This is a genomic window from Aquirufa beregesia (assembly GCF_011090385.1).
In the GTDB taxonomy this organism is placed as follows: Bacteria; Bacteroidota; Bacteroidia; order Cytophagales; family Spirosomataceae; genus Aquirufa; species Aquirufa beregesia.
The window spans coordinates 440,299-452,500 of record NZ_SEWW01000002.1 but is presented as its reverse complement, the minus strand read 5'-3'; the positions used below and the strand labels follow the sequence as shown (position 1 = coordinate 452,500).

The window sequence follows — 12,202 nt, the reverse complement described above, 5'->3', positions numbered from 1 at the left end:
CGTTCGACTTGCATGTATTAGGCCTGCCGCTAGCGTTCATCCTGAGCCAGGATCAAACTCTCCATTGTAAATATTCTTTGGATGTTTGACTTTGCTCTTACTATTAAAATAAGAATTGTCATTATCCTTGTCTTGAATGCTATTTTTTCTCTTCATAACCACTTTAAATGGTTACAAACTTTTTCCTTTTATCAACACGTCAAAGAACTCTGTGTACTTCATTCCTTAAATTCCTTAAAAATTTTCAGGCAAAAAAAATTGAACTCTCTAACAAGTTCCTCTCTTTTTATTCCTTCTCTTTTTTAAGCCTTAAGGCCTCTGTACTTCGAACGACTGCCGTTGTAGTCGCTAAATCGGAGTGCAAAGATGTAGGTTTATTTTCCTTATTCCAAATCATTCCACAAAAAAAAATTACTTATCCCCCTAATTCACTGAATATCAAAGAGAAAAATCTTGAAAAAATATATCTTGCTTTCTTTATTTGATAAGTTATCATAAAATTGCCCAATCAATTGACCTAACCCTAATACAATACCTACATGCCATCTCATATCCCAATAGGAGATTTTACCCTCCGTGAGCTCGAGCTTATTTCCCTAATTCAACAAGGTAATACCTCCCAAGAAATTGCAGAAAAACTCAACCTCTCCGAATTTACCATCAAAAAACACAGAGAAAATATCGCCCGGAAAATCGGAAGTCATGGGAAAAAAGAATTCAGAAGATTCATCAGGAATTTCAAAACCTGAATCTGGATATATTTTGTTCAATAAAAAACCAATAAAATACTATTTAATAGGAGAAAAATAGGACTTCATTCCCTACAATGGCCTTTAAAAAAAACAAGAGCTTTACATCAAGTTGGCCAAACTTGGTGGATCCCGAAAAACCAGTAAAGAGTAGGGAGGAAAATTAATCACTTGTGATAATGAAACTATGATATTTTTACAAACTAATAAGTGCAACCGTATTAGTTTGCCTATGCATATCTTGCTCTAAATTTGAAATTTCAGATGTATCAATGACAGATAATAGTAATTTCGAAAATGATTTGAGTTTAGCAAAAAATGAATTATCGAATCTTCTGTATGTTTTGAAAAATGTAACAGATAAAAATAAAACCTATATTATTGAAAATGAAGATCTAATAAAAACTCAGTTTAATGGCGACGTACTATTGTTTAATATAAGTCAAACATTGAGCTAACAGAGCTTAATAAAGCTATAAATCAATTTCACCTTATTATAAGAAAAAATAACACTTTAACTTATAAACTTAACAGCTCGGAATTTAAAGAAAAACTAATTAATGAGATTTTAGTCAAACGACAAGTTTTAGTTAGCTCAGCAGATTGTCTTGCTATTCGCGAAAGTCAATTAGCACAATGTTCTTCAAACTTTTTTGGAGGAGCTATAAATAGTTTACTTGCTCAAGGATTTACGTATGGGATTGACTACTACATAGCATATTTACAACAACAAGCAGCTGCTAGTGCAGCAATATCTATTCCATTTCTCACAATTGGAGCTGGTATTACAATTACAATTCAATCAATAATGAATTATTATAATTACGAACAAGCCGCAGACGATTATTATAACCAATGCAAAAAAATTAAAAGATAATAAAATGATTCCTACCCACTTAATCCAAATTTACTCTCAAGTATAATAAATTACCGTTTAGGCTCCATTTTCCATACAAAACTCAAGTTAAAGTAATATGAACATACCTAAAATTCCTTGGCTAGCCTCTTTCAATCTTACCCTCTTTTTCCTCGGCAAACATCTTTATAATGTAAGTTCCAATCTCTTTTTTGACACATCTTATTGGATAAAGCTTCTTATCTCGATAGTTATTTATTTAATTCTAGCAATAATTATCATAAAGATTAACAAAAACTTCCATTTTAAATACCCTAATAGTTATGTATCAAGCCTCTATTTTGTAAGCATCATTATTATACAAATATATTTTGGAGTTAATAAAACAGAAAAATGGCAAACAGAATGAATTCTATTTGCCATTATCAACTTAGGCATAATGAGTATATTCTTAAAAAAAGGAAATATTGAATCGAATTAAATCAGAAATTTGAATACGAAAAAAATGATTTAAAAGACAACTTATGGCATAGAATTGGTGCATTTTACTTGTGAATACGCTTTTCTAATCTACCTCTGAAAAATTTTACAAATTAATTGTCCTACCTTTGTGATAGCAAGTCTGAGCCAATTCAGGCCTTGCAGAAGGATTAAAATGAAAGACTACCACATCATATACGAAGACAATCACCTGCTAATAGTGAATAAAAGGGCAGGAATTTTGGTTCAAGGAGATAGCACTGGCGACCGTACTTTGACCGATGTACTGAAAGATTACATCAAGGAAAAATACCAAAAACCAGGTGCGGTTTTCTTGCATCCTGTGCACCGTTTAGACCGCCCTGTGAGTGGCTTAGTTGTATTTGCTCGTACTTCCAAAGCTTTGGAACGTATGATGGAACTATTTCGTAAAAGAGAAATTCAAAAAACTTATTGGGCAGTAACCCGCAGAAAACCTGATCCTATCAAAGGAAAGTTAACGCATTGGCTTTTGAAAAATGAAGCCAAAAATACCACGACTGCCTACGATTACCCAGAAGACAAAGCCCAAAAAGCCGAATTAAATTATAAGTTACTAGGAAAAATTAATTTACATTATTTGATTGAAGTAGAACCAATCACCGGAAGACCTCATCAAATTCGCGTACAATTGGCTACTTTGGGATGTCCCATCCGAGGAGATATCAAATACGGTTATGACCGTCCGAATCCTGATGCTAGTATCAACTTACATGCACGCAGATTATATTTTGTTCATCCCATCAAGAAAACTCCCATTATTTGCAAAGCAGCGGTACCGAACAATCCATTCTGGGAAGAATTCCTAGAACTTGATCCGGAAGAAGTAAAAGAAAAGAATTTAGATCACCTGTACGAATAGCCTAGATTAGCTCTTCTAAGGTCGTCTTTTCCAAAACAGATAAATTGGCATCGCGCCATTTGGCTAAAACGGAGCGCAACTTACAGGTTTCCTCATTGGCACAGTCATCACACTTGCCATAAAAATGCAAGGATACGCAAAGTGCAGGCGCAATAGGACCATCCACAATTCGGATAATTTTGGCAAAAGTCACTTGACTTGGAGGAATACGTAAATAATATCCTCCCCCCTTGCCCTTCTGACTTTGAAGAATTCCATGATTTCTCAACTCCAATAGAATGGCCTCTAAAAACTTTTTAGGAATATTCTCTGATTCTGCAATGTGTGAGATCAACAATGGGCCTTTTTCATAAGCCTGAGCCAACACTTTTAACGCCTTCAAAGCATACTTTGCCTTCTTAGAAATCATTTGTCAATAGGGATTAAATAGGGAACTGACCAAAGCTAAACATTTTATCAAGATTTGCCAAATTCTCAAATTGTGATAAAAATCAGCTCAAATAAAAAAGGCCAACCTTTCGGTTGGCCCTTCCATAAAATCAATCATTAAAAACGGAAGTGTGAGAACGCTTTGTTCGCTTCCGCCATACGGTGTGTATCATCCTTCTTCTTCACAGCAGCTCCCTCTCCTTTTGATGCAGCAATGATTTCATTCGCTAAGCGATCCATCATTGTTTTGTCACCTCTTTTTCTTGCATATCCAATTAACCACTTCATTCCTAACGCAACTTTACGTTCAGCTCGCACTTCCGTTGGAACCTGGAAGTTAGCTCCACCTACACGGCGGCTCTTTACTTCTACAGATGGCATTACATTGTTTAATGCTTTTTTCCAAGTTTCTAATCCATTCTCTTTAGTACGCTCTTCTACTTTGTCTAAAGCATCGTAAAAAATAGTGAATGCCACTGATTTTTTACCGTCATACATCAAGTTGTTTACAAACTTAGTTACTAATACATCCCTAAATTTAGGGTCTGGCAATAAATAGCGCTTTTTTGGTTTCGCCTTTCTCATGGTGTTAATGTTTAATGTCGACCCAACCTTCTGCCTTCACCGAGGCATACTGGATCTTTGTGTTAAAAAATGTTACTTCTTCTTAGCTGGAGCTGCTACTTGACCTGGTTTAGGACGCTTAGCACCATACTTAGAACGAGATTGTAAACGACCAGATACACCGGCTGTGTCCAATGCTCCACGAATGATGTGATAACGTACACCTGGTAAGTCTTTCACACGACCACCACGAATCAGTACGATCGAGTGCTCTTGCAAATTGTGACCCTCACCTGGAATGTAGGCATTCACCTCTTTCTGGTTGGTTAAACGAACACGAGCTACCTTACGCATAGCTGAGTTTGGTTTCTTTGGAGTAGTTGTGTACACACGTGTACAAACTCCTCTTCTTTGTGGGCAAGAATCCAAAGCTGGTGACTTAGATTTCCAAGTCATTTGCTCACGGCCCTTGCGCACTAATTGCTGAATAGTTGGCATTTTAAATAATTACCGTTTAAATTTTAAATCTTTTTTATTCCCTTAAATAGCTTAAACTCATTTGGATAGAGTAATGCCATAGTAACGGGGGTGCAAAGTTAGCAATTAGAAATAGAATTCAAAACATCATTTTGGAATTTTATTTCAAAAATCCTTCGATGCCCAATTCAAGTCCTCTTAGTTCTGCTAATCCTCTCAAACGACCAATGGCCGTATACCCAGGATTAGTCTTTTTACCTACTTGCAAATCATCCAACATTTTGTGCCCGTGATCTGGTCTAAAAGGCATTCTAACATCCTTTCTCCCTTGCGCAATTCGATTTTTTTGCTCCAATACCAAGGCTTTCATCACGCCAAACATATCTACATCCCCATCTAAATGGTCTGCTTCATAGAAGTTCCCAAATTCATCACGACGAGTAGCCCGTAAATGAATAAAATTAATCCGATCTCCCATTCGCTCCACCATACCGACCAAATCATTATCCTCCCGCACTCCATAACTACCCGTACAGAAACATAATCCATTATTCGGACTTTCATAGGCTGCCAACAATTGCTTAGCATCCGATTCCGTACTGACTACACGCGGTAAACCTAAAATAGGATAAGGCGGATCATCTGGATGAATGGATAGGTTAAGCCCTGCTTCTTCAGCCACAGGAGTGATTTCCCGAATAAATTCATACAAATGTTCTCTTAATTCTGCCTCCCCCACCTGAGCATAAGTATCTAAAGCCTCCTGAAAAGAAACCAAAGTGAAACTTTCCTCACTCCCAGGTAATCCTGCTATGACATTACGTATCAGTTTCTCTCTTTGAGAAGGACTCGACTGGTCAAACCAAGTCTTTGCTCGCTGGATTTGCTCCGAACTATAATGATTTTCAGCACCCGGTCTTTTCAATAAAAATAATTCAAATGCGGCAAATTCAGCTGCATCAAATCGTAAAGCTCTTGAACCATCTGGTAATTCAAAATCCAAATCTGTTCGAGTCCAATCCAAAATAGGCATGAAATTATAACAAACCGTATCCAAGCCAGCTTTGGCCAGATTGCGAATCGACTGCTTATAATGCTCTATATATGTTTTAAAATCGCCCGAACGAGTTTTGATTGTCTCGTGAACGGGAATACTCTCAATCACGGACCAACTAAGACCAGCCGACTCAATGATTTGCTTCCTCTCTAAAATATCGTCCAACTCCCAAACCTCTCCATTGGGAATTTGATGCAATGCGTTCACAATGCCCGTTGCGCCAGCTTGTCGGACGTCCGATAAGCTTACCGGATCACTGGGTCCGAACCATCGCCAAGTTTGTTCTAATGCCATAGTTTATTTCTTTCAGTATCTACCTTTTTTGAACTTTTGCCTTATTAATTTTCCACTTAATACTAAATATTGATTTCACTTCGCCATTTACAATCGCTTTCTGCCGCTTAGATTTGTCAACTTTTAAAAAGTTGACAAATCTTCCTGACAAAACTTATTAACAAATTATATCAATCATTCTAACAAAATCCATCGTGGGAATAAGAGTACAAAATTAGCTTTTCCTACTCAAAATTTGATAAAAAACTTGATAATTTTGACCAAGTTATTGGACAAAAAAAACCTTGCCTGGACACCAAGCAAGGTTTTTGTAATCAAGCATTTATATACTTTCTTTAATATCTATCGCTTTCAAAGGCCGCAAAATTAAAGCCTTTTTATTCAGGAACAAAACATCCCCTAATTTTGATGTGCTGGCCTCAATAAATCATTCACCGTTTTTACTGGATTAAAGGTATCCAATGGAACCTCCACAAATATCGTATTCCAATAAGCCATGGCACCATTCCATAAACCAGGCAATTCCTGAGCCTTTAATTTCTTACCATCCTTCGTTTTTTCAGTAATAAACCCAGTACTCATGTCACGGTACTGAAGTAAATCAAAGGACTTTCCATTTATATCTTTGGTGGCACAAACCAAATCCACTGGATTAAAGTGTGTAGAACCTGTAAAAATTGCTTTCTGTGATTCATTGGACATATCCACCTGCGCTGACTCTACCAATTGTAGGGTACTATTTCCCTCTTGATCCCGACACCAAAATGGCCCACCTCCTGGTTCTCCTGTATTTTTTACCACCCCACAGATGCGGGTCGGTCGATTAAAAATCATTTTGAATAAGGCTAATTTCTCTGCTTGTGTATGAGCATCCCAAGCTTTACCTGGCTGAATTCCCAAATAGGTAGAGGCAAAATCCTGAATTTCTTGCATGACAGAAGCACTCACTTCTCCTTCCAAAACCTTATCATATACTTTAATCTTATCTAAAATCTCCACAAGTAAACCTCCCAAGGCCTTTTTATAAACAATGGTGCTATCTTTCAATTGATCCGGAACTACATTGTCAATGTTCTTAATAAAGATCAAATCCGCATCCAAATCATTCAAATTTTCCAATAAAGCCCCATGTCCGGCTGGTCGGAATAACATCGACCCATCAGTCTCTCGGAATAAATCATTATCCATATCAACCGCCACAGTATCCGTGCTAGGTTTTTGTTCCGAAAAACTAATATGAAACTTCACTTGATATCTTTTCTCCAACTTAGGTACAACTTGATTCACCAAGGCATCAAAACGACTACGATGCTCAGGAGAAACAGTAAAATGCAAATAAGCATCCTTCCCATCGGAAGCATATTCCACTGCCTCCACCAAATGCTCCTCCAAAGGCGTTCTTACCCCATCTTCATAATAGTGAAATGACAATAGGCCCTTAGGTAAAGAACCATAATCCAAGCCCTTACTCAACAATAAATTTTCCAAAATCTCTTGCTCCGTAGACCATTCTGGCAACAATTTCTTCAATTCAGGAGCAAAGGCAAATTCACTTAGTCGATCAAAAAATGCCGATGATTCATTATTCGGTTTTGATTCCGACAAATGCTCAAACAATGATTTAAACATACGGGTTGCCGCTCCTGAGGCAGGTACCATTTTCAATATGGACAAAGTCTTTTTGGCATCTTCAAATCGCTTGACATAACGATCCACATCCGCATCCGACAAATGAATAATTCCGTTACCAATGCTAGCTGCACAGTCTAATTTCATCCAGGGAAATCCTTGCTTAAAATAATCAACTTGTTGATTTACTTCTTGCTCACTGATACCTCGTTTACTTAGTTGTATTTTGTCCTTTTCTGTCAACATACGTACATATTTATTCCTAAATTTAATTGGAATCGTCTAAAATTCACCATCAAATGCTCATTAATTCTATTCAAGACTCAAATTTTCTCCAACGAGCGCATGAACTCCTTGCCTAATTTTTTGGTAGCTTTGAATTAGCTATGCAGGATATCCACGCCATTCTGAAAAAATACTGGAATTACGACTCTTTTCGACCCCTTCAAGAAGAGATTATCCGTTCCATATTGGACAAAAAAGACACACTGGCTTTATTACCAACCGGTGGAGGAAAATCCATTTGCTTTCAAGTTCCAGCCATGGCCATGGAAGGTATTTGCCTCGTTATTTCTCCTTTGATTGCATTAATGCAAGATCAAGTAAACCAATTAAAACAACGAAACATAGCTGCCGAAGCCCTCTTTTCAGGCATGCATCCTAGGCAAATCGATATACTGCTCGACAATTGTATATATGGCAATATCAAATTTCTATATGTCTCCCCAGAAAGACTTAAAACAGAATTGTTCCTAGAAAGAGCTAAGCAAATGAACATTTCGCTCATTGCTGTGGATGAAGCACATTGTATATCTCAATGGGGGTATGATTTCCGGCCTTCCTATTTAGAAATTCTTTCTTTCAAAAACGTATTCCCTAATACTCCTTGCATGGCCTTAACGGCAAGTGCAAATCCAGAAGTCAAAGCAGACATCTTACAAAAGCTGGATTTCAAAAAACCGCAGATATTCCAAAAGAGCTTCAGTCGGGCTAACCTTTCTTATTCCGTTATCTGGGAGGAAAATAAAGAGAAAAAGTTGATTCAAATGCTTCAACGTGTCCCTGGATCTTCTATTGTCTATGTCCGAAACAGAAAAAAGACCCAGCAAATCAGTAACTTGATCCAACAAAATGGAATCGCCAGTACCTTTTATCATGCTGGCCTAAATCCCAAGGAAAGAAGCTCTCGACAAAAAGAATGGATTGAAGGTAAAATTCAGACAATAGTAGCCACCAATGCCTTTGGAATGGGGATTGATAAAGCGGATGTGCGCCTAGTTGTTCACCTAGATTTACCCGATACATTAGAAGCCTATTATCAAGAGGCTGGTCGTGCCGGACGAGATGAAAAGAAAGCCTATGCGGCTATTTTGGTAGAGGAAAAAGATGTTATAGAACTAAGTACGCAGTGGTCTAAATCCTATCCTGAAGCAGATGTTCTTAAAAAAGTATATCAAGCCATCAGCAATTATTTGCAAATACCTGAAGGTAGTGGCGAATTAATGCACTATGATTTTGAATGGTCAGACATGACAAAGCGTTTCAATCTTCCTCCTTCGGAAACTTTTTTTGCCCTTAAAACACTGGAAAATGAAGGTTTAATTTTGCTGAATGAAGCCTACCAAAATCCATCCAAAATTAAAATCAATGTTTCCGCCACAGAATTATACGATTTTCAAATTCGTAATGAACGCTTTGAATCGTTTATCAAGTGTTTATTAAGAATGTTTGGTGGAAATTTATTCCAGCAATTTGTCCCCATTTCTGAAACAGCTATCTCCCAACAATTCAAAGCACCCATCGCTGAAGTAGAGCGAAGCTTAGCTCTGCTTGAAAAATTTGAAATTTTGGATTATGACAAACAAAATGGCTTACCAAAATTAACGCTTCTCTGTCCAAGAGCCTCCGCATCTCAGTTACCGATCGACTGGACCTCTTACCATAAAAAGAAAGACCGAAGCCTAAGCAAAATCAAGGCTGTAGAACATTATGTTCGTGATAACAAAATATGTCGAACTCGTTTACTAGTAGCCTATTTTGGCGAAAATTTGGATAAAAAATGTGGAATCTGTGATACCTGTATAGCACAAAAAAAAGCCTCCACGGGGAAGGCCTATCCTGAAAGTCATGAAAGTGAACGCAAACTGATTTTACATTACCTCCAACACGGTTCTTTAAGCTTGTCCAATTTAGTAGATTGCCTCCGTCCTCTTTCCAAAGACGAAGCCATCCGAATCATCCAATATGCTTTGGATATTGGCGAAATCACCTATACCGCTACCGATGAATTAGGCTTAACCTCATCCTGAAGCACAAAATGCACCGGATTTTTTACTTTCTCATGCAATAAGGCCAAGGTCAATACCTCCATGGCATTCTCTACATAATAGAAATTTAGATCCGTAATATACCGAGGTTCAATCTCCTCTATATCTTTTCTATTCTTATGACACAGGATAATTTCCTTAATGCCTGCGCGCTTGGCAGCCAATATCTTTTCCTTAATTCCTCCTACTGGAAGTACCTTTCCACGTAAGGTTATTTCTCCAGTCATAGCCAAATTTGGTTTTACCCTCCTTTGTGTTAATGCCGAAGCAATAGCAGTCAACATGGTTATCCCTGCCGAAGGACCATCTTTAGGAACAGCTCCTGCAGGTACGTGAATATGTAAATTATACTGGTCAAAAATCCGGTAATCAATATCCAATAAATCCGCATGAGCTTTCAAAAAACTCAATGCCGCCATGGCAGATTCCTTCATCACATCTCCCAGCTGACCTGATAAGGTCAATTGACCTTTACCTCGATTCAACAAAGTTTCGATGAATAAAATATCTCCTCCCACTGGAGTCCAAGCTAAACCCGTCACGACACCCGCATATTCATTACTCTCATAGGAATCGTTCTCAAAATTTTCTTGACCTAATAAACGAACCACATCTGCCGCTTGTATTTTATGAGAATACTCCTCTCCTATGGCAATGGATTTGGTGATTTTGCGCACCACTTTCCCCAGTTCTTGTTCTAATTTTCTAACACCAGATTCACGCGTATAACCCTCCACTACTTTCTGAATAGCGGCATCGGTCATGGTGAAATCTGCCTTTTCCAACCCATGTTCTTTCTTTTGCTTAGGTAACAAATGCTTTTTAGCAATTTGCACCTTCTCTTCCATGGTATAACCACTCACTTCAATAATCTCCATACGATCACGCAAAGCAGGATGAATGGTATCTAGGTTATTAGCCGTGGCAATGAACATCACCCGAGATAAATCAAATTCTACCTCTAAGTAATTATCTAAAAAACTATTGTTTTGCTCTGGATCCAATACTTCCAATAAAGCAGAAGACGGATCTCCCCGATGGTCAGAACCTACTTTATCTATTTCGTCTAATATAAATACAGGATTGGAAGAACCAGACTTCTTGATATTCTGAATAACTTTTCCTGGCATAGCGCCAATGTAGGTCTTTCTATGGCCCCGAATCTCAGCCTCGTCACGTAAGCCCCCTAAGGCCATGCGGACATACTTCCGTCCCAAAGCCTTGGCTACACTTTTCCCTAAAGAAGTCTTTCCTACACCTGGAGGTCCATATAAACACAAAATTGGTGCTTTCATGTCCCCCTTCATTTTCAATACTGCCAAATATTCAATAATCCTCTCCTTGACTTTTTCCAGTCCAAAGTGGTCGGCATCCAATATCTTTTTAGCTTTAATCAAATCAAAATGATCTTTGGTATATTCTGCCCATGGAAGTTCAACCAATAATTCCACAAAATTCATCAACATCGGATATTCCCCCGACATGGAATTAGTTCTTTGAAGTTTGGAAAGCTCTTTCAAGAAAAACTCATTGACTTCCTTTGACCATTTTTTCTTGGCTCCCTTAGCTCGTAAACCATCCAATTCTTGCTCTGGACTCTCTACCCCTAACTCCTCCTGTAATACTTTGATTTGCTGACGAATGTAATAATCACGCTGTTGCTGGTCAATATCACTACTCGCTTTACTTTGTATTTCCCGCTTTAACTCCAAATGCTGAATCTCTTTCATCATGTATTCCAACAGATGCGTAGCTTGCTCTATACCATCCAAGGTCTCCAGTAATTCTTGCTTGTCCTTTAATTCCGCATTGATGTTGGAAGAAAGAAAGTGCACTAAAAAAGCAGAAGAGTCAATATTATCCAAAGCTATCTGTGCCTCCCTCGGAATCTCGGGGTTCAAATTCAATATTTTAAGTGCTGATTCCTTTAAAGTAGATACCAGTGCCTTATTTTCTTTGTTTAATTTCTTGGGGAAATTGTCTTCCAAATAATTCACTTTCGCAATTAAGTTAGGGTCTGTTTTAATGAATTCCCTCACCTCAAAACGCTTACGTCCTTGTACGATGATCGTGGTGTTTCCTCCTGGAAGAACAAACATCTTGACGATGTGCGCTACTGTACCCACTTTATATAAATCATCTGCCTGAGGCTCTTCTTTCGAATTATTAGCTTGTACTAATACGCCAATGGTCCGATCTCCCTTATAGGCTTTTTTGACTAATCGTACAGATTTCTGGCGACTTACCGTAATGGGTATCACCATACCCGGAAATAAAACAATATTACGAATTGGCAGAATAGGAAGTTCATCTGACAAAACACTCATTTTGTCATTGTTTTCTAAGCCCTCTGCTCCAATAGGAATCAACTCAATATTCTCGAAATCGGAAATGTCCGACAGGCTCAAATGCTTAAAAAGGTCATTTGGATTATTCATA

General features: G+C 37.9%; 9 protein-coding genes and 1 rRNA gene (1 of these 10 cut by a window edge). 3 read left to right on the top strand and 7 right to left on the bottom strand.

Annotation, left to right across the window (positions count from 1 at the left end; genetic code table 11):
• Positions 1-68 (bottom strand): 16S ribosomal RNA (locus EWU23_RS05940) (it extends 1,438 nt beyond the left edge of the window).
• Between the two features lie 471 nt (positions 69-539).
• Between EWU23_RS05940 and EWU23_RS14335 the strand changes: the two genes are divergently transcribed.
• Together EWU23_RS14335 and EWU23_RS05930 are read left to right on the top strand one after the other, a co-directional pair.
• A complete protein-coding gene (locus EWU23_RS14335) occupies positions 540-749 on the top strand; it encodes a response regulator transcription factor (protein ID WP_166229779.1) in 210 nt (69 codons plus the stop codon).
• Positions 750-2,254: 1,505 nt separating this feature from the next.
• Entirely contained in the window at positions 2,255-2,986 is a 732-nt protein-coding gene (locus EWU23_RS05930) for an RluA family pseudouridine synthase (RefSeq protein WP_166229821.1), read from the top strand.
• Between the two features lies 1 nt (position 2,987).
• On the opposite strand, the gene EWU23_RS05925 is transcribed toward EWU23_RS05930, so the two are convergent.
• The 5 genes from EWU23_RS05925 to EWU23_RS05905 all read right to left on the bottom strand — a co-directional run bounded on the left by EWU23_RS05925 (position 2,988) and on the right by EWU23_RS05905 (position 7,682).
• Entirely contained in the window at positions 2,988-3,395 is a 408-nt protein-coding gene (locus tag EWU23_RS05925) for an RrF2 family transcriptional regulator (RefSeq protein ID WP_109324128.1), read from the bottom strand.
• Between the two features lie 137 nt (positions 3,396-3,532).
• On the bottom strand, positions 3,533-4,000 hold the full coding sequence (gene rpsG, locus EWU23_RS05920; protein WP_109324129.1) for a 30S ribosomal protein S7: 468 nt from the start codon (positions 3,998-4,000) through the stop codon (positions 3,533-3,535).
• 72 nt (positions 4,001-4,072) lie between these two features.
• On the bottom strand, positions 4,073-4,477 hold the full coding sequence (gene rpsL, locus EWU23_RS05915; RefSeq protein ID WP_166229777.1) for a 30S ribosomal protein S12: 405 nt from the start codon (positions 4,475-4,477) through the stop codon (positions 4,073-4,075).
• A 139-nt stretch (positions 4,478-4,616) separates the two neighbouring features.
• Entirely contained in the window at positions 4,617-5,807 is a 1,191-nt protein-coding gene (gene uxuA / locus EWU23_RS05910; protein ID WP_166229775.1) for a mannonate dehydratase, read from the bottom strand.
• A gap of 399 nt (positions 5,808-6,206) precedes the next feature.
• Positions 6,207-7,682, bottom strand: a complete 1,476-nt coding sequence (locus tag EWU23_RS05905) for a DUF4301 family protein (protein ID WP_166229773.1) — start codon at positions 7,680-7,682, stop codon at positions 6,207-6,209.
• 140 nt (positions 7,683-7,822) lie between these two features.
• Between EWU23_RS05905 and EWU23_RS05900 the strand changes: the two genes are divergently transcribed.
• The gene (locus EWU23_RS05900) at positions 7,823-9,745 is read left to right on the top strand and encodes a RecQ family ATP-dependent DNA helicase (RefSeq protein ID WP_166229771.1); all 1,923 of its coding nucleotides are present in this window, start codon (positions 7,823-7,825) and stop codon (positions 9,743-9,745) included.
• Here the strand turns inward: EWU23_RS05900 and lon are convergent.
• Entirely contained in the window at positions 9,706-12,201 is a 2,496-nt protein-coding gene (gene lon, locus EWU23_RS05895) for an endopeptidase La (protein WP_166229769.1), read from the bottom strand. The genes EWU23_RS05900 and lon overlap by 40 nt on opposite strands.
• Between the last annotated feature and the right edge of the window lies 1 nt (position 12,202).